Here is an 18,378-nt window from a genome sequence, read left to right as displayed (position 1 = left end):
GCTATGTCTTCATCTTTTCGGACCGCAGGCATGGGCGCTGCAAGGTCCGCACGCTGAACATTGACGGACCCTAAGCCCGTTAACCTTGAAAATTCCTTACCGCAAGCGCTGGACCCATTCCCCCACGGCAATCTGATTGAACCGAATGCAAAGGCAATTTTGTGGCGAAAGCGCCCAATCTCGCCACATTGCGGCACTGAAATCAGCTCAGACTAAAGGTTGCGGCCCATCGACAGGTATTTCTCGCGGCGCTGCTCGCGAAAATCGGTGTTGGCGCCGGAAAACTCCTTCATCGTCCTGGCGATGAGGTCGCCGGTCGAGGCAATCACCGTTTCCGGGGCACGATGGGCGCCGCCGAGCGGTTCGGGAATGATGGCGTCGATGATCTTCAGCTCCAGAAGATCCTGGGCGGTGATCTTCATGTTGGTCGCCGCATCCTTCGAGCGGGTGGTGTCGCGCCACAGGATCGAGGCCGCACCTTCCGGCGAGATCACCGAATAGATGGCGTGTTCGAGCATGTAGACGCGGTTTGCGGTGGCAATCGCAATGGCGCCGCCCGAGCCGCCTTCGCCAATGACCACCGAGATCGACGGCACCTTCAGGCCAAGGCAGGCCGAGGTCGAGCGGGCAATGGCCTCCGCCTGGCCGCGCTCCTCGGCACCGACGCCAGGATAGGCGCCTGCCGTGTCGACCAGCGTAAGCAGCGGAATCTTGAAGCGGTCGGCGAGCTCCATCAATCGCACCGCCTTGCGATAGCCCTCCGGCCGCACCGAGCCGAAATTATGCTTCAGCCGGCTCGTGGTGTCCGAGCCCTTTTCCTGGCCGATGATTGCCACCGGTTCGCCGCGAAAACGGGCGAAGCCGCCGACGATCGCCTGGTCCTCGCCGAAATTGCGGTCGCCGGCCAGCGGCGTGAAATCGCTGAACAGAGCCTTGATGTAGTCGACGCAATGCGGCCTGTCCGGATGGCGCGCCACCTGCACCTTCTGCCACGGGGTCAGGGCCTTGTAGGCGTCGCGCAGCGCGTCGCGCGAACGCTTCTCGAGCCGGCTGATCTCATCGCCGACATCGACCGCCTCGCCATTCTCGGCAAGCTTCTTCAGCTCGAGGATCTTGCCTTCGAGATCCTGGACCGGCTTTTCGAAATCGAGGTAATTATACATTCTTGAGCGGACCGATAGACCGGAAGGCAATGACTGACGGAACCCTTGAGATCAAGGCTCCGAGCGGCGAAACGTCGTCCTCACATAGCGATATGGCGCCTAGTCGGCAAGCGGATGATGGTCGTTGACCAGCCGTACCAAGCGCTCCTCCAGCACATGCGTGTAAATCTGCGTCGTTGAAATATCGGCATGGCCGAGCAACTGCTGCACGGCCCGGAGATCGGCGCCATTCTGCAAGAGATGGCTGGCGAAAGCATGGCGCAGCACATGCGGCGATATTTTCGCCGCAGCGATGCCGGCCCTGGCCGCGAGGCCTTTCAGGTCGCGGGCAAAGACCTGCCTGGAGAGATAGCCGCTGTCGCTTGCCGCCGGAAACAGGAACGGACTGTCGGCAAAAGCCGGCACCGTTGCCCGGGCGGCGAGCCAGGCCCGCATCGCGCTGCGCGCCTTGGCCGATAGCGGCACCATACGTTCCTTATCGCCCTTGCCGCGAACCATGAAGAAGCGGTCGTCGCGTAGCGCCACCGTCACCGGCAGGCCGACCAGTTCGGAAACGCGCAGGCCCGTGGCATAGAGCACCTCGACCAGCGCATGCAGGCGCAGCGCCGCCAGGCCGTCGCCATCGCCGGGCGAGGCATCCCTTGCCTCCTCAGCCGCCCGGTCGATCAGCCGGCCGGTATCGGCCTCGCTCATCGTCTTGGGCAGTGGCCGGCCCTTCTTCGGGCTGTCCAGCGTTCCCGTCGGGTCGTCGCCGCGCAGACCCTCGGCATAGAGGAACTTGAAGAACTGGCGGATTGCCGACAGTTTGCGCGCCTGCGAGGTGGCGGCAAAGCCACGCGCGGCGATGTCATCGAGATAGGCTCGGATATCGGCGGCTCCGGCGGCCGCCAGCCCGCCGCCGATCCCGGCCGATGCGTCTTCGAGGTCGCGGCGGTAGGAAGAAAGCGTGTTTTCGGCCGCGCCCCGCTCGGCGCTCATCATTTCCAGAAAGGCTTCGATGCGGGCCGCGCTGTTCATTGCTCTTGGTCAGTTTTGTTCTTGGTCAGTTTTTCTTGGGGGTCAGCTTTTCCGGGGGGATACGCACACTCATTTCCGTCTTTCTCGGCTCGACGAACATCGCCAATGCGAACATCGCGCCATAGACAATGCCGGCCAGAATCGTGAGCGTCACGACAAAGCGGAACAGCGTCGGCATCAATTTTTGCCCGTCTTTTTGTTCTGCGTTTCCAAACCCTGTGCCCTTATGATGCGTCAATCCGGCCAATTCAAGGACGAAGCACGCACGACGCCGGGCGCCTGCCGCGCTTGACGCAAACAGGCTTTTGATGTCGATACCCGGCAAAGAGGCTTGGAAATATCATAGTGTCATGAACGCGCTGCCAGCAAATCCTCCTGATGAGAGCCATGCCGCGCTGCTTGGCCTGTTGGGCAACCGCTCCATCGTCTTTATCGGCCTGATGGGCGCCGGCAAGACGGCGATCGGCCGCAAGGTGGCGACGATGTTGGGATTGCCTTTCATCGACAGCGACCAGGAGATCGAAAGCGTGTCGCGCATGAGCGTGCCTGAATTGTTCGAGCGCTATGGCGAAACGGAGTTCCGGGCGCTGGAGCAGCGCGTCATCCTGCGCGTGCTGGAACACGGCCCACAGGTGCTGTCTACCGGCGGCGGCGCCTTCATGAATGCGCAGACGCGCGAGGCGATTGCGGGCCACGGCGTATCGGTATGGCTTAAGGCCGAGATCGACCTGTTGATGGAGCGCGTTTCCAAGAAGCAGAACCGGCCGCTCCTGAAAAGCGCCGATCCGCGCGCCGTGCTCGAGCGATTGATGGCCGAGCGTTATCCGGTCTACGCCGCCGCCAATGTCACGGTGCCGACCCGCGACGACCGCAAGGAGGTCATCGCGGCCGAGGTCGTGGACGCGCTCTGCGGGCATTTCGGCGTTGCAGCCGTGACAGGCGAGGCGCGGTCGTGAGCGCCGATACGGAAGTCACCGTCGAGGTCGGGCTTGGCGATCGCGCCTACGACATACTGATCGGTTCGGGACTGCTTGAGCGCTCGGGCATGGAGATCGCGCGGCGCTTGCCGGGCACGCGCGCCGCCGTGGTCACCGACGACAATGTCGCCGCGGCACATCTCGAAACGCTGAAGGCCGGCCTCGAAAAGGGCGGCATCCAGATCGCCGTCATTACGCTGCCGGCGGGCGAGAAGACCAAAAGCTTTGCGCATCTCGAGGACGTGGTGGACGGTGTGCTGGCCGCGAGACTCGAGCGCGGCGATGTCGTTATCGCGCTCGGCGGCGGCGTCATCGGCGACCTTGCCGGCTTTGCCGCCGGCATCGTGCGGCGCGGCATGAATTTCGTGCAGGTTCCGACCTCGCTGCTCGCCCAGGTCGATTCCTCGGTCGGCGGCAAGACCGGCATCAACAGCGCGCGCGGCAAGAACCTCGTCGGCGTCTTCCACCAGCCGAAGCTGGTGCTGGCCGATACCGGCGTGCTCGACACGCTGCCGATCCGCGAATTCCGCGCCGGCTATGCCGAGCTCGCCAAATACGGGCTGATCGACCGCCCGGATTTCTTCGCCTGGCTGGAGGAGAACTGGCGCGAGGTCTTCGCCGGTGGCCCGGCGCGGGCCAAGGCCATCGCCGAAGCCTGCCGCGCCAAGGCCGATGTTGTCGCCCGCGACGAGTTCGAGACCGGTGACCGCGCGCTGCTCAATCTCGGCCATACTTTCGGCCATGCGCTCGAAGCCGCCACGCACTATGACGGCGTCCGGCTCGTGCATGGCGAGGGCGTCGCCATTGGCATGGCCCTGGCGCACCGTTTTTCGTCACGGCTCAATCTGGCGAGCCCCGACGATGCTGCCCGCGTCGAGGCACATCTTCGCGCCGTCGGCCTGCCCTGGCGCATGGCCGACATATCAGGCGAATTACCCGACGCCGAGGCACTGCTTTCCTTCATCACCCAGGACAAGAAGGTGTCGCGCGGCGCCCTGACCTTCATCCTGACACGCGGCATCGGCCAGGCCTTCATCGCCAAGGATGTGCCGGCGTCGGAAGTGCTCTCCTTCCTCAGGGAGAATCATCCGGGCCAGCAGGAAAGCCGGTCGCGATGAGCAACGAGACCGGCTGGATCGTCGTTGCCGTCCTTGCCGTCCTCATTCTGCTGGCCGTTGCCTTACGCGCGCGCCTGCTTGCCGCCTTCGGCTACGAGCTCTCACGCATCGAGCCCCAGCGCTCGAGCCATGATGAATTGCGCGGCGCCGTCGATGATTTTCGTCGCGACGGCCAGGTGGTGCGTGAGGATCGCGACCGTATCGGTGGTCTGTTCGACCTTGCCGAGCTCGAAGTGTCCGATGTCATGGTCCACCGCACCAACATGCGCTCTGTCAATGCCGACAACCCGCCGGAAGCGGTGGTGCGCGAGATCCTGCAGAGCCCGCACACCCGCATGCCGTTGTGGAAAGGCTCGCTCGACAATATCGTCGGCGTGCTGCACGCCAAGGACCTGCTGCGCGCGCTGAACGATGTCGGCAACGACTTTTCCAGGATCGACGTGATGAAGATCGCGTCAAAGCCGTGGTTCGTGCCCGACACCACGACGCTGCAGGAGCAACTCAACGCCTTCCTACGCCGCAAGGCGCATTTCGCCGTAGTCGTCGACGAATATGGCGAAGTCGAGGGGCTGGTGACACTGGAGGACATCATCGAGGAGATCGTTGGCGAGATCGCCGATGAGCATGATATCGAGATCCAGGGCGTCAAACAGGAAGCCGACGGTTCGGTCGTCGTCGACGGCACGGTGCCGATCCGCGACCTGAACCGGGCGCTCGACTGGAACCTGCCGGACGAGGAAGCCACGACCATTGCCGGTCTCGTCATCCACGAGACGCAGTCGATTCCTGAGGAGAAACAAGCTTTTACCTTCCATGGCATGCGCTTCGTCGTGATGAAGCGCGACAAGAACCGCATCGCCAGGCTGAGGATACGGCCGGCTGGCGAGAGCTGATCAGGCGGCAGGCCAGAGATCGGCGCTCCTTGCCGAGCCTCATTCCGCGATCTGGCTCGTGGAACGTTCGTGGATCACGGCTCCGGTCTGAGCGTCGACCGCCACCAGGCTGACCTCGTAGCCCCAGAGGTTGCGGACATGGCGCAGCGTCGAGTCGCGGCTGCCTTCATCGAGCACAATGCCATCCTTCACCCGGTGTTGCAGTCGCAACTGCCGATCGCCGAGCAGGTCGACATCAATCACCTGGATGTCCGGCCGTTTCGCTCCAATGTCGTAACTGTTGGCCAGGGCAGCGCGAATCTTGTCATAGCCACGCTCGTTGTGGATCGACGTGACTTCGAAATGCGGTTCATCGGCTCCGTCGGCCAGCACGAATAGCCGCCATTTCCGGATCAGGCTTGGGCTGAGGTATTGACGGATGAAGGATTCGTCGCGGTGGTTGGCCCAGGCTTCAAGCAGGACTTCGCGCCAGTTGCCATGTCCGGCAATGTCCGGGAACCAGTCGCGGTCCTCCGCCGTTGGCTTGGTCGACATGCGCTGTATGTCCTGCATCATGTCGAGGCCGAGGGCATAGGGATTGATGCCTGAAAACCGTGGGTCGTCGAAGGCCGGCTGGAAGATCACGTTCGAATGGTTGCGCAGGATTTCCAGCATGGCGCCTTCGCTGATCTGGCCCCGGTCGAACAGCATGTTCATGAGCGTATAGTGCACGAAGGTAGCACAGCCTTCGTTCATCACCTGCGTTTGGCGCTGCGGATAGAAATACTGCGCAATGATGCGCACGATCCTGACGATCTCGCGCTGCCAAGGCTCAAGGACGAGACTGTTCTTTTCCAGGAAGTACAGCAGGTTTTCCTCCGGCAGGTTGAGCGATTTCTTCCGCTCCGCGATGCGTCCGTCCACCCCGTCAGCCTTCTTGCTTTCCTGTGCAGATGGCAGCGTGCGCCACAAATCATTGTAGGAACGCTCTTCGTATTCAAGGCGCTCACGCAGTCCCTCGCGCTGCCGTTCCGAAGACAATTTTGGCGGACGACGATAGCGAAATACGCCCTGTTCCATCAGCGCGTGCGCCGCGTCCAGAACCGCCTCCACCGCGGCAAGACCATGCCGCTCCTCGCAGCGGGTTATGTAGCTCTTGGCGAACTCCAGATAGCTCAGGATCGCCCCGGCATCCGTCCATTGCCTGAACAAATGATTGTTCTTGAAGAAATGGTTATGTCCGAGTGCCGCGTGCGCCGTCACCAGGGCCTGCAAGGCCATGGTGTTTTCCTCCATCAGGTAGACGATGCAGGGGTTGGAGTTGATGACCAGTTCGTAGGCCAGTCCGCGCCCGCCCTTGCGATAGAGCAGGTCCTCGTAAAGGAAATGCTTGCCGAACGACCAGTGACGATACATCAGCGGCATGCCGACTGATGAATAGGCGTCGAGCATCTGCTGAGAAGATATGATCTCCATCTGCACCGGATATATATCGAGGTGCAGCTCTTCGATCGCGAGAGCCTCGATCGCTTCATAAGCCCGCGACAATTTCCCAAAGTCCCAGTCAGATCCTGAAAAGAGCAAACCCGGTTTGTTGGCTTGCCTGGCCATCGACCCTCTCCTCAAGCGCTCTTGCGGACAGCCGGCTGCCTGGCGAAGAGCCGGCGAAAGACCGGATATATATCCGCCGGAGTGGCAATGCGGCTCATCTGGAAGTTAGGCCATTTCAGCTCGACCGTGCTGTAAGCGCGCCAAAGCGACGTCCCGTTTTCGGTAGCTCGGAATATATGGGCTTCGCGTTCGTCGATGATCTCGACATAGGCGAAATACTGGCACAGGCGCATGAGCTTGCCGTCCAGAAACTTTATGCATCGCTCGGAATCGGCGGCGAAATTATCGCCGTCAGATGCCTGCGCGGCGTAGATGTTCCACTCGGCGGCGGGATAGCGCTGCTCGATGATGCGGTGCATTTCGTCGAGCGCGGTGGAGACGATCGTTCCGCCGCTCTGCGTGTTGTAGAAGAAGGTGTCCTCATCCACTTCGTGCGCCTCGTGCGTATGGCGGATGAAAACGATCTCGGTGCGTTCGTAGCGCCGCTTCAAGAACAGGTGCAGCAGCACGAAAAAGCGTTTGGCCAGGTCCTTCTCGCGCTCGCCCATCGATCCGGAAACGTCCATCAGGCAGAACATGACGGCATTGGCATTTGGTATGGGCCGGGCGTCGAAGCGGTTGAAGCGGATATCGACCGGATCGACGAAGGCAATTCGCCTGCGCCGACGCTCCAGCCGCTCAAGCTCCTCGCGCAGTGTTGCAATGCGCTGCCGCGTCGCAGCGCCTCCTGGCTCCGACTCAAGCGTGGCGATTTCCTGGAGGATCGCATCCAGTTCCTGCTGCTTCGGGCGCCTCAGCGCGATGCGCCGGCCGTGGCTGTTGCGCATGGTGCGCCCGACACTGATGTTGGTCGGTGAACCGGTCGCCGCGAAGCCAGCCCTGCGCGGCTTGAAGGCATGGATTTCCTTGAGATTGAGCTTGACCAGGTCAGGCAGTTCCAGATCCTCGAAAAAAAGCTCAAGCACCTCCTCGCGCGACAGCACGAAACGAAAATCGTCTTCCGACGCCTTGTCGCCCGGAGCCCTTGCGCCGCTGCCCTGACCGGGCTTGGAGATCAGGTCTCCAGGGGAGAAATGCTTGTTACCGGGAAGGATGTGCTGGCGGTTGCCGCTGGCCTTGTTATCGTTGAAGCTCGGCTCCGTCGTTCCCCTTTCGGGCATGGGCACGGCGTGCTCGGTATCCACGTCGGCGATCCTGCCGCTGCGGATCTGATCGCGGATGCTTCGCTTCAACTCCTCGCGAGCACGCCTGAGGAAGCGCTGTCGATTGCCGAGGCTCTTGTCCTTCGGGTTCAGGCGACGGTCGATGAAGATCGGCATGGAACCATCCGGGCTCTATCAACCCGCCTTGTTCACTCGCATGTACCAGTCCACCAGCCGGCGCACCTGACGTTCGGTGTAGCCGTGTTCAACCATGCGCTGCACGAATTCGTTGTGGCGCTTTTCCGTAACGCTGTCCTGCTTGGAGCCGAAGCTGATCACCGGCAGGAGGTCCTCGACCTGTCCGAACATCCGCTTCTCGATGACCTCGCGCAGTTTTTCATAACTGGTCCATGACGGGTTGCGGTCGTGGTTCTTTGCCCTTGCGCGTAGCGTGAACTTCACCACCTCGTTGCGGAAGTCCTTGGGATTGGCGATGCCAGCCGGTTTTTCGACCTGTGACAGCTCGTTGTCCAGAACCTCCCTGTTGAGGATCTGACCGGTGTCCGGGTCCTTGTAGTCCTGGTCCTCGATCCAGGCGTCGGCATAGGCGATGTAGCGGTCGAAAAGGTTCTGGCCATATTCGCTATAGGATTCGAGATAGGCTTTCTGGATTTCGTGGCCAATGAACTCGGCGTAGCGCGCGGCGAGCTCCGACTTGATGAATTCGAGATAGGCCGCTTCCGTTTCCTTCGGGAACTGCTCGCGCTTGATCGCTTCCTCCAGGATGTACATCAGATGCACGGGATCGGCGGCCACTTCCTTGGTGTCGTAGTTGAATGTCTGCGACAGGATCTTGAAGGCAAAGCGCGTGCTGACGCCCGTCATGCCTTCATCGACGCCGGCGGCATCGCGATATTCCTGGACCGACTTCGCCTTGGGGTCGACTTCCCTGAGGCTCTCGCCGTCATAGGCGCGCATCTTGGTGTAGAGCGGGGAATTGTCGTGCTCGGCAAGGCGGGTCGAGACGGTGAAGCGGCTGAGAATGTCCAGCACTTCAGGGGCACAGGGGCTGGAGGCCAGGTCGCTCTCGCGCAGCAGCTTTTCATAGATCTGCCTCTCTTCGGTGATCCGCAGGCAGTACGGCACCTTGACCACCAGAATGCGGTCGAGAAAGGCCTCATTGTTCTTGTTGTTCTTGAACTGCTGCCATTCCGATTCGTTGGAATGGGCGACGATGATCCCCTGGTAGGGAAAGGCGCCGAAATTTTCGGTGCCGTTGTAGCTGCCTTCCTGGGTCGCGGTCAGCAGCGGATGCAGAACCTTGATCGGCGCCTTGAACATCTCGACGAATTCGAGCAGGCCTTGCGTGGTCCGGTTCAGCCCGCCGCTATAGGAATAGGCATCCGGATCGGACTGGCTGAAGTTCTCCAGTTGCCGGATGTCGACCTTGCCAACCAGGGCCGAGACATCCTGATTGTTCTCATCGCCAGGTTCGGTCTTGGCGATGCAAATCTGGCGCAGCCGCGACGGCATCAGCTTGACCACGCTGAATTTGGAAATGTCGCCGGACAGTTCGTCGAGGCGCTTGGACGCCCAGGGGGAGATGAGCCCGTTGAGGCGCCGCCGCGCTATGCCGTATTTGTCCTCCAGTAGATCGCCCATGCGATCGGGATGAAAGAGGCCCAGCGGCGATTCGAAAACAGGGCTGATCTGGTTGCCGACCTTCAGCGTGTAGATCGGGCGCTGCTCCATCAGTTTCTTCAGCCGTTCGGCGAGCGAGGATTTGCCGCCGCCGACCGGGCCGAGGAGATAAAGGATCTGCTTGCGCTCCTCGAGCCCCTGAGAGGCATAGCGGAAATAGCCGGCGATGCGCTCGATCGTGTCCTCCATGCCGTAGAAGTCGGCAAAAGAGGGATACACCTTGATGGTCCTGTTCGAGAAAATTCGACCGAGCCGCTCGTCCTTGCTGGTGTCGACCAGATTCGGCTCGCCGATTGCCTGCACCATCCGTTCAGGTGCCGAGGCATACATCGACCTGTCTTCGCGGCAGGCAAGCAGATATTGCTGGATGCTGATCTCTTCCTGCGCTGCGTTTGTGTAAATTTCTGAAAACAGGTCGAAAACGTCAGACTGGTTCTCGCGCATGATATTTCGCCCTCAGAGCCCCTTCTGGGTGAGTCGGCTCATGATACATCCAACTGCCGGAAAAGCATTGTGGTTCCCTTCATATCGAGGAGAAACGCACGCAAAATTCGGCATCGCTCTCAGGGAAGGCACCCGACGTGGTCGCAATGCCCACCTTAGAGATTACGTGGTGATTGCAAGCGGAGCTTCAAGGGCGGATCGCAATCCGAATCTCGTTGTCGGGAATACAGAGGCAGGACGAATGCCCGGACGTCGCCTCGATCGATCTTATCCCGGCCGGGCCATTACCGATCCTTAACTGGACGCCCGTGGCGCGCTTGTGCACTTTGCCGCGAAGCAGTCGGAGGTGGTGATGATTGATCGACGCAGCCTCATCCTGGCATCCATGGCGGCGATGCTGCCGGCGGATGCCTTTGCCGCCTGGCGCCTGCGCCAGCCGGCGCCGCACACCGTCGATTACGGACCGGCCAAGCTCGACATCTATGCGCCCGACAACGCCCATAACCGCCCCGTCGTGCTCTTCATCCATGGCGGCGCCTGGCGGATCGGCAACCGCAGCCAGGTGGACGCCAAGCCAGGCTTCCTGCTCGCCAACGGTTTCGTGTTCGTCTCGATCGACTACCGCATGCTGCCGCAGGCCGATGTCGCGACCCAGGCGGATGATGTCGAGAAGGCCTACGCCTATGTGCGCGCCAACATCGCCGGCTATGGCGGCGACCCCGATCGCATCGCCGTCATGGGCCACTCGGCCGGCTGCCATCTGGCGGCGTTGACCGGCCTGCGCGGCGGCCTGCCCGGTGTCGCGGCGCTCGTCCTTGACGATACCAGGGCCTATGATCTGGAGGCGCTGGCCAGGAGTGGCGGCATGACGCGGACCTATGCCCGGGCATTTCCCGATCCGGCGCAATGGCGCACGCTATCGCCGGCCGCGTATGTCGAGGGCCGAAAACATCCGCCGACCTTTGTCGCCTATTCGCGTGCGCAGGGGCGGAGGCCGGATTCGAAGGCCTTTGCCGAGCGTTTGCGCGCCTCCGGGACCGAAGTCACGCTGTTCGACGGTAGCGCCTATTCACACATGTCGATCAATCGTGATTTCGGCGAGGAGGGCGACGCCTTGACCGCAGCGGTGATGATTTTCCTGAATGCGGCGGTCGGCTGACGCCTACCACCTGGTCTTTTCATCCGGTGCCGCCGGTTCGATCGCCAGCGCGTGTACGCCGGCCTTCAACTCCTCGGCCAGCAATTCGTTGACGGCACGGTGACGGGCGATGCGGCTCATGCCGGCAAAGGCCGAAGAGACGATGCGGACGCGGAAATGCGTCTCGCCGGTGCCGTCATAGGCGCCGTGATGGTCGGAGCCATGGTGGTGGTGACCGGCATGGAGATGGCTTTCGTTGATGATGACGAGCCGTTCCGGCAAAAAAGCCTTTTTCAGCTTGTCTTCCATCGTTGCCTGTATGGACATTCGCACTTCCCTTCACCACATCTAGCGGCAGTTGCTCCCGAAAATCGGTGCCCTTTGTCGCGTCCGAAGGACGGGCAATGCCGTCGCCGCGACAAAATACGCCAATCGCCCGCTTTATGCCGCGATTCAGCGGTTAGGGCGATCAACGCGAAAATGTCAATTCTTGTTTCGCACTAGCGAACAGCCCATAAATGGGTGAGATGAAACCGTACCCCAAATATTTCGAGAAGCTTCGTATCCGGCCGGAGAAGGACGCGGAGCTGAAGTCGCGCTCTCCGATCTGCCAGTGGGATGGCTGCAAGGAGGCCGGCACCCATCGCGCGCCGGTCGGACGCATGAAAGAGGGCGAGTATTTCCAGTTCTGCTTCGACCATGTGCGCGAGTACAACAAGGGTTTCAATTATTTCTCCGGTGTGCCGGACAGCGAGGTCGCCCGTTTTCAGAAGGAAGCGATGACCGGCCACCGGCCGACATGGAAGATGGGCATCGCCGGCGCCTCGACGCGCTCTTCGCCCGACTTCGCGCAGCAACGCTCCGGCCGCGCCGGCTATTACAACCGCATGCGCGATCCGTTCGACCTGTTCAAAGGCCCGAAGGACCCGCGCGAGGCGCGCGAGCGCAAGGCCAAGCCGCTTGAGGCCAAGGCACTGGAAACGCTTGGCCTTGATACAAAGGCGACTGGCAAGGATATCAAGGCGCGCTATAAGGAACTGGTGAAGCGTCACCATCCGGATGCGAATGGCGGCGACAGAGGTTCGGAAGACCGGTTCCGCGATGTGCTCCAGGCCTATCGCGTGCTCAAGCAGGCAGGATTGTGCTGAGCTACCTTACGGTTTGTGTCGTTTTCCAACTTTCATAAGGTTGGAAAAGGCTCTAAGACCGCCCCCGGACAAAATAGATTGCCGGCGAAATCAGGCCTTTCGCCCGTGGAGACGTTGATAAAGATGAACAAGGTCGATCGCGACATCGCCAACCTGCCCGACACCACGGTGTCGGTGAAGGAGAAATTCGGCTTCGAGTCCAAGATGGTGGTGCCGGCCTATTCGGTGACATCAGAGCATGTGCCCGACATCGATCCAGACTATCTGTTCGACAAGAACACGACGATGGCGATCCTCGCCGGCTTCGCCTACAACCGCCGCGTCATGGTGTCGGGCTATCACGGCACCGGCAAGTCGACCCATATCGAACAGGTCGCCGCCCGCCTCAACTGGCCCTGCGTGCGCGTCAATCTCGACAGCCATGTCAGCCGCATCGACCTCGTCGGCAAGGACGCGATCGTCGTCAAGGACGGGCTGCAGATCACCGAATTCCGCGACGGCATCCTGCCCTGGGCCTATCAGCACAATGTCGCGCTCTGCTTCGACGAGTATGACGCCGGACGCCCGGATGTGATGTTCGTCATCCAGCGCGTGCTGGAATCGTCAGGCCGGCTGACGCTGCTCGACCAGAGCCGGGTCATCCGCCCGCACCCGGCCTTCCGGCTGTTTTCCACCGCCAACACGGTCGGTCTGGGCGACACCACCGGCCTCTATCACGGCACCCAGCAGATCAACCAGGCGCAGATGGACCGCTGGTCGATCGTCACCACGCTGAACTATCTGCCGCACGACAATGAGGTTAACATCGTGCTGGCCAAGGCCAAGCACTACCGCGACGGCAAGGGCAAGGACATTGTCAACAAGATGGTGCGCGTCGCCGACATGACGCGCTCGGCCTTCATCAATGGCGATCTGTCGACGGTGATGAGCCCGCGCACGGTCATCACCTGGGCCGAGAATGCCGAGATCTTCGGCAATATCGGCATGGCGTTCCGGCTGACCTTCCTCAACAAATGCGACGAGCTGGAACGGTCGGTGGTCGCCGAGTTCTACCAGCGCGCCTTCGGCGAGGATCTGCCGGAATCAGCCGCCAATGTGGTGCTGGGCTAAGCAGAGTCTCGATGGCGGGTCCGGGCGACAATACGCGCAACAAGTCGAAGACGGGGTCTGAAGCCGACAGCTTCAAACGCGCCGTCACCGTGTGCATGCGTGCGATTGCCGGCGACAAGGAACTCGAAGTCGGTTTCGCCAAGGACCGGCCGGCGCTTGCAGGCAGCCGCGCCCGCCTGCCCGAATTGCCGAAGAAGGCCTCCAAGGCTGACATCGCCATCACCCGCGGACTCGGCGATTCCATGGCGCTGAAGCGCGCCTGCCACGATGCGCGCATCCACAACAGGCTGGCGCCCGAAGGCAAACAGGCCCGCGCCATCTACGATGCGGTCGAGCAGGCTCGCGTCGAGGCGATCGGCAGCCGCGCCATGCAGGGTGTGGCCGACAATATCGGCTCGATGCTCGAGGACAAATACGCCAAGGCTAACCTCACCGACGTCAAGGACAAGGCCGACGCGCCGATCGAGGAAGCGCTGGCGCTGATGGTGCGCGAAAAGCTGACCGGCCGCACTGTGCCGAAGAGCGGCGAGCGGCTGGTCGACCTCTGGCGCCCCTGGGTCGAGGAGAAGGCGAGCGCCGATCTCGACGGTCTCTCGGCCAAGCTCGACGATCAGCAGGCTTTCGCCCGCGTCGTGCGCGACATGCTCGCCTCCATGGAAATGGCCGAGGAACTCGGCGATGACCAGGAGACGGAAGACTCGGAAGACAATGACGATAACCAGCCGCAAGGCGAGGAGCAGAGCGAGGAGGGCGGCGAGGACGATTCTGGCTCCGAGCAGTCGCAGTCCGACGATACCGAGGCGTCGTCCGAGGACGAGCAGTCAGCCGAGACCGAGGCGTCCGACGCCACCGCCGACGACCTCTCCGACGATGACGATGCGGACGCCGAAACGCCCGGCGAGGCGCGCCGCAACGACAATCCCTTCACCAATCTGTCGAAGGAGATCGACTACAAGATCTTCACAAACACCTTCGACGGGACCGTGGGTGCGGAGGAATTGTGCGAGGAAGAAGAGCTGGATCGCCTGCGCGCCTTCCTCGACAAGCAGCTTGCCAACCTTTCCGGCGTTGTCGGCCGGCTGGCGAACCGGCTGCAGCGCCGCCTGATGGCGCAGCAGAACCGTTCCTGGGATTTCGACCTCGAAGAGGGCTATCTCGATCCGGCGCGGCTGGTGCGCATCGTCATCGACCCGATGCAGCCGCTGTCCTTCAAGCAGGAGCGCGACACCAAGTTCCGCGACACGGTGGTGACGCTGGTGCTCGACAATTCGGGCTCGATGCGCGGCCGGCCGATCACGGTCGCGGCCACTTGCGCCGACATTCTGGCGCGCACGCTGGAACGCTGCGGCGTCTCGGTCGAAATTCTCGGCTTCACCACCCGGGCCTGGAAGGGCGGGCAAGCGCGCGAGAAATGGCTGAAGGAAGGCAAGCCGCCGAACCCCGGGCGGCTCAACGATCTGCGCCATATCATCTACAAATCCGCCGACCATCCGTGGCGGCGGGCGCGCCGCAATCTCGGCCTGATGATGCGCGAGGGCCTGCTCAAGGAAAACATCGACGGCGAGGCGCTGCTGTGGGCGCACAACCGCCTGATCGCGCGGCCGGAGCAGCGCAAGATCCTGATGATGATCTCGGACGGCGCGCCGGTCGACGATTCGACGCTGTCGGTCAATCCGGGCAATTACCTCGAACGACATCTGCGCGCCGTCATCGAACTGATCGAGACGCGCTCGCCGGTCGAGCTGCTCGCCATCGGCATCGGTCATGACGTCACCCGCTACTACAGGCGCGCCGTCACCATCGTCGATGCCGAGGAACTGGCAGGCGCCATGACCGAGCAGCTGGCGTCGCTGTTTGGCGAGGAAAGCGCGCGCGAGACGCGGCGCGGCGGTACGCGGCGCGCCGGATGATCCTTTCGCGGGGCGGCTTTCGGCAGACGCTTTACGCCGCCATAGCGTTGTTTGTTGCCGGCATTGCCTTGCCGCCGGCCATTGCCGCCGGCCCAGAACCGGTTGAGCCGATCGAAATTTCCGCCCGACAGATCAGTGCGTTCCACATTGGCCGCGCGGAGAAAAGGTTCGGGCCGTTCGAATTCGTTGGCGGACTGGAAATGACCTCGCCGTCGCGCGATTTCGGCGCGCTGTCGGCCTTCCGCTTCCTGAAGCCTGGCAGCGACTTCATCGGCGTTGCCGACACAGGGTTCTGGTTCTTCGGCACGGTTACCCATGGTGCCGACAAGCGTCCTTTGGGCGTCAAGAATTTCCATATGCAGCAGATGGTCGACGCATCGGGCCAGCCGGTCGACGAGAAAGCGGAGGTCGACTCCGAAGGCCTCGCGGTCAAGGACGACATCGCCACCGTCGGCTTCGAGCGTGACCACCGCGTTTCCCAGTTTAACATCGATCCGGACGATATGAAGGCGCCGTTCAAGCAATTGGACTTCCTGATTCCGGCCTGGGAGCTGCGTCGCAATCGCGGCTTCGAGACCGTCACCCGCGCCAATCCCAACGGGCAGCACGAGGGCGGACTGGTCGTGGTGTCGGAAAAGAGCCTCGACAAGGCGGGCAATATCTTTGCCGCCATCATCGAAGGGCCGAGAAAGGGCGTCTTCACCGTCAAGCGCAATGGCGATTTCGACATCACCGACGGCGCCTTCCTGCCCAATGGCGACCTTTTGCTTTTGGAGCGCAGCTTTACCATGGCCGGCGGCCTGAAGATGAGGCTGAGGCGCATCTACGGCGAAAGCGTCGAGAAGGGCGCCGTTGCAGATGGGCCGGTGCTGATGGAGGCCGACATGAGCTACCAGATCGACAATATGGAGGGGCTCGACATCTGGACCCGCGACGACGGTGCGCTGATGGTGTCGCTGATCTCTGACGACAACCACTCGATCCTGCAGCGCAACCTCTATCTGGAATTCATCCTGCACGAGGATTGAGGGGCGGCTCTCATCCTGCCGCAGGCTTTGGCCCGTTGGTCGCCAGCCAGATGACGTGGCGTGCGCCACGCTTGCCGTTGGCGCGGGTCTTGATCTCCTCGACGGCGAAGCCTGCCTGCTTGAGCCGGCGCGTGAAGCCTGAGTCCGGTCCTTGTGACCACACAGCCAGCACGCCGCCAGGCTTGAGCGCGGCACGGGCGGCACCGAGGCCGGCCGCGCCGTAGAGAGCATCATTGGCTTTGTAGACGATCCCTTCCGGGCCATTGTCGACGTCGAGCAGAATGGCGTCCCAGGTGGATCTCTCCAATCGTATGAGCTGCCCGACATCCGCCTCGCGAATGCTGACACGAGGATCGTCGAGGCAACCGCCAAACACCTCGGCCATTGGGCCGCGCGCCCAGGCGACCACAGCTGGCACCAGTTCCGCAACAACGACGCCTGCATCGGCGCCAAGCTCAGCAAGGGCGGCGCGCAGCGTGAAACCCATGCCGAGCCCGCCGATCAGGATTCTGGGTTGCCTGCGGCCGGCAATCCTTTCGCAGGACAGTCTGGCCAACGCCGCCTCGGAGCCGCTGAGGCGGCTGCTCATCAGCTCGTTGGCGCCGAGCATGATCGAGAATTCGGTGCCGCGCCGCTTCAGGCGCAGTTCCTGTCCGCCATCCGGCGTTTTTGCTGCGTCGAGCTGGACCCAGGGGATCATGCTCTACCCTTGAGCATGATCTTGTCCGAAAAACCGGGTGCCACTTTTCGGGATCATGCTCTAGACAGCCAGCGCCGGCTGGCTCCAGCGGGCGGCAAGTAGCCGGTAGGGGATCAGCGCGACCACGGCGATGATCAGTTTCACGCTGAGATCGCCGAGCGCCCACGATACCCAGCGCATGGTTTCGATCGGCAGCACGCCCATCAGGGGCGCCGCCTCCAGCGCGAAGCCATCGCTCGGGCCGGCGAAAGCGAAGGCCGCCGAAAAGGCGACGGTGAAGAACACCAGCGTGTCGAACACCGAGCCGACCAGCGTGCCGACGATCGGCGCGCGCCACCAGCTCTGCCGGCGCAGCCGGTTGAACACGGTGACGTCGAGCAGTTGCGCGGTCAGGAACGCTGCCCCCGAAGCCGCCGCGATGCGCACCAGCCGGTCGGCGGCCGTCTCGTGGCGGAACAGGAAGGGCGGCACAAGGATCGAACAGACCACCGCCGTCATGAAGCCGACAAAGACGATCCTGCGCGCCACGGCCGGACCATAGCGGCGGTTGGCAAGGTCGGTGACCAGGAAGGAGAAGGGGTAGGTGAAGGCGCCCCAGGTCAGAATGTCGCCCAGCGACAGGTCGCCGATCGCACCCTGCATCGGGAACTGCACGAGGATGTTCGACGCCACGACGACAAGCGCCATGGCGGCCACAAAGGGCAGGTATCGCGAGAAGGAAGTCATTTTTTTATCCTGGGTAATGGAACCAGCGGAGCGCTACCCGAAAGCCGGATAGCGGTCCCTTGTTGTTTTAGAGGCGGTCGCCCGAAGAAATGCTTAGGCTGCCGGCTGTTCGGCCAGCTTCTTGGCGATCTGCTTCTTCAGCAGGCGGGCGCGCTGCGACAGCTCCTTGGCGTCGGCCTTGGCCAGGAATGCGTCGAGGCCGCCGCGATGCTCGACCGAACGCAGCGCGTTGGCCGAAATGCGCAGGCGCACATTCTGGTTCAGCGCCTCCGAGATCAGCGTCACATTGACGAGGTTCGGCAGGAAGCGGCGCTTGGTCTTGTTGTTGGCGTGGCTCACATTATTGCCGGTCTGGACTGCCTTGGCAGTGAGTTCGCAGGTGCGGGACATGGTTCTAACCTTCAGTTCTCGATCTGGCCAAACATTCAACCCGCGCCGGGTGGCGCGCGGTTTCGGTCAGGCGGCCTTATGGAAAAAGTTGGCGTTCCATAGTTGCATTTCGCCCGTGCGTCAAGCTCGGCCTGCCACAGGAGCATGATGGCGTCCTCCACATAAAGGCCGGAATTCAGCCTA

18 protein-coding genes are annotated in these 18,378 nt (G+C 62.2%); 8 read left to right on the top strand and 10 right to left on the bottom strand.

What is annotated here, in order from left to right; all coding sequences use genetic code 11:
- Positions 1-212: 212 nt before the first annotated feature.
- The 3 genes from OHD62_RS13645 to OHD62_RS13635 form a co-directional block, all read right to left on the bottom strand.
- Entirely contained in the window at positions 213-1,163 is a 951-nt protein-coding gene (locus tag OHD62_RS13645) for an acetyl-CoA carboxylase carboxyltransferase subunit alpha (protein ID WP_107650696.1), read from the bottom strand.
- A gap of 99 nt (positions 1,164-1,262) precedes the next feature.
- Positions 1,263-2,180, bottom strand: coding sequence for a site-specific tyrosine recombinase XerD (locus OHD62_RS13640; protein WP_263783295.1), 918 nt, complete (start codon positions 2,178-2,180; stop codon positions 1,263-1,265).
- A 25-nt stretch (positions 2,181-2,205) separates the two neighbouring features.
- Entirely contained in the window at positions 2,206-2,358 is a 153-nt protein-coding gene (locus OHD62_RS13635) for a histidine kinase (protein WP_263783876.1), read from the bottom strand.
- A 172-nt stretch (positions 2,359-2,530) separates the two neighbouring features.
- Between OHD62_RS13635 and OHD62_RS13630 the strand changes: the two genes are divergently transcribed.
- From OHD62_RS13630 to OHD62_RS13620, 3 genes are read left to right on the top strand one after another with little or no spacing between them, the layout of a single operon-like run.
- Positions 2,531-3,136 carry a shikimate kinase gene (locus OHD62_RS13630; protein ID WP_263783294.1) on the top strand — a complete coding sequence of 202 codons (606 nt, stop codon included), beginning with the start codon at positions 2,531-2,533 and terminating at the stop codon, positions 3,134-3,136.
- Positions 3,133-4,275, top strand: a complete 1,143-nt coding sequence (gene aroB, locus OHD62_RS13625; RefSeq protein ID WP_263783293.1) for a 3-dehydroquinate synthase — start codon at positions 3,133-3,135, stop codon at positions 4,273-4,275. Before OHD62_RS13630 ends, aroB begins: the two co-directional genes overlap by 4 nt.
- Positions 4,272-5,168, top strand: coding sequence for an HlyC/CorC family transporter (locus OHD62_RS13620; protein ID WP_263783292.1), 897 nt, complete (start codon positions 4,272-4,274; stop codon positions 5,166-5,168). The genes aroB and OHD62_RS13620 overlap by 4 nt, the downstream gene beginning before the upstream one ends.
- Positions 5,169-5,207: 39 nt before the next feature.
- On the opposite strand, the gene OHD62_RS13615 is transcribed toward OHD62_RS13620, so the two are convergent.
- From OHD62_RS13615 to OHD62_RS13605, 3 genes are read right to left on the bottom strand one after another with little or no spacing between them, the layout of a single operon-like run.
- Positions 5,208-6,758 (bottom strand): SpoVR family protein, encoded by a 1,551-nt coding sequence (locus OHD62_RS13615; RefSeq protein WP_263783291.1) that lies wholly within the window; start codon positions 6,756-6,758, stop codon positions 5,208-5,210.
- An 11-nt stretch (positions 6,759-6,769) separates the two neighbouring features.
- Positions 6,770-8,077: a YeaH/YhbH family protein gene (locus OHD62_RS13610; RefSeq protein ID WP_263783290.1), complete on the bottom strand. Its 1,308-nt coding sequence runs from the start codon at positions 8,075-8,077 to the stop codon at positions 6,770-6,772.
- Positions 8,078-8,095: 18 nt separating this feature from the next.
- Positions 8,096-10,045: a PrkA family serine protein kinase gene (locus OHD62_RS13605; protein WP_263783289.1), complete on the bottom strand. Its 1,950-nt coding sequence runs from the start codon at positions 10,043-10,045 to the stop codon at positions 8,096-8,098.
- Positions 10,046-10,397: 352 nt separating this feature from the next.
- Here OHD62_RS13605 and OHD62_RS13600 point away from each other — a divergent pair, with 352 nt between their 5' ends.
- Positions 10,398-11,204 carry an alpha/beta hydrolase gene (locus tag OHD62_RS13600; RefSeq protein WP_263783288.1) on the top strand — a complete coding sequence of 269 codons (807 nt, stop codon included), beginning with the start codon at positions 10,398-10,400 and terminating at the stop codon, positions 11,202-11,204.
- 3 nt (positions 11,205-11,207) lie between these two features.
- Here the strand turns inward: OHD62_RS13600 and OHD62_RS13595 are convergent, their stop codons facing one another.
- On the bottom strand, positions 11,208-11,510 hold the full coding sequence (locus OHD62_RS13595) for a BolA family protein (protein WP_263783287.1): 303 nt from the start codon (positions 11,508-11,510) through the stop codon (positions 11,208-11,210).
- Between the two features lie 191 nt (positions 11,511-11,701).
- Between OHD62_RS13595 and OHD62_RS13590 the strand changes: the two genes are divergently transcribed.
- The 4 genes from OHD62_RS13590 to OHD62_RS13575 all read left to right on the top strand — a co-directional run bounded on the left by OHD62_RS13590 (position 11,702) and on the right by OHD62_RS13575 (position 16,379).
- Positions 11,702-12,331 carry a J domain-containing protein gene (locus tag OHD62_RS13590; RefSeq protein ID WP_263783286.1) on the top strand — a complete coding sequence of 210 codons (630 nt, stop codon included), beginning with the start codon at positions 11,702-11,704 and terminating at the stop codon, positions 12,329-12,331.
- Between the two features lie 123 nt (positions 12,332-12,454).
- Positions 12,455-13,441 carry a cobaltochelatase subunit CobS gene (gene cobS, locus OHD62_RS13585; RefSeq protein ID WP_095084912.1) on the top strand — a complete coding sequence of 329 codons (987 nt, stop codon included), beginning with the start codon at positions 12,455-12,457 and terminating at the stop codon, positions 13,439-13,441.
- Positions 13,442-13,452: 11 nt separating this feature from the next.
- Complete coding sequence (gene cobT, locus OHD62_RS13580; RefSeq protein ID WP_263783284.1) at positions 13,453-15,351, top strand: cobaltochelatase subunit CobT; 1,899 nt, start codon at positions 13,453-13,455, stop codon at positions 15,349-15,351.
- The gene (locus tag OHD62_RS13575) at positions 15,348-16,379 is read left to right on the top strand and encodes an esterase-like activity of phytase family protein (RefSeq protein ID WP_263783283.1); all 1,032 of its coding nucleotides are present in this window, start codon (positions 15,348-15,350) and stop codon (positions 16,377-16,379) included. The genes cobT and OHD62_RS13575 overlap by 4 nt, the downstream gene beginning before the upstream one ends.
- Before the next feature lie 10 nt (positions 16,380-16,389).
- On the opposite strand, the gene OHD62_RS13570 is transcribed toward OHD62_RS13575, so the two are convergent.
- The 3 genes from OHD62_RS13570 to rpmB all read right to left on the bottom strand — a co-directional run bounded on the left by OHD62_RS13570 (position 16,390) and on the right by rpmB (position 18,195).
- Positions 16,390-17,079, bottom strand: a complete 690-nt coding sequence (locus OHD62_RS13570; RefSeq protein WP_263783282.1) for a hypothetical protein — start codon at positions 17,077-17,079, stop codon at positions 16,390-16,392.
- A gap of 60 nt (positions 17,080-17,139) precedes the next feature.
- Positions 17,140-17,805 carry a queuosine precursor transporter gene (locus OHD62_RS13565; RefSeq protein WP_263783281.1) on the bottom strand — a complete coding sequence of 222 codons (666 nt, stop codon included), beginning with the start codon at positions 17,803-17,805 and terminating at the stop codon, positions 17,140-17,142.
- A gap of 93 nt (positions 17,806-17,898) precedes the next feature.
- Entirely contained in the window at positions 17,899-18,195 is a 297-nt protein-coding gene (rpmB, locus tag OHD62_RS13560; RefSeq protein WP_140784042.1) for a 50S ribosomal protein L28, read from the bottom strand.
- Between the last annotated feature and the right edge of the window lie 183 nt (positions 18,196-18,378).

Origin of the sequence: Mesorhizobium sp. YC-39 (genome assembly GCF_025753795.1) — a bacterium.
Classification (GTDB): Bacteria; Pseudomonadota; Alphaproteobacteria; order Rhizobiales; family Rhizobiaceae; genus Mesorhizobium.
Note: the sequence above shows the minus strand (reverse complement) of the source record. Positions and strands in the feature narration are given on the sequence as shown.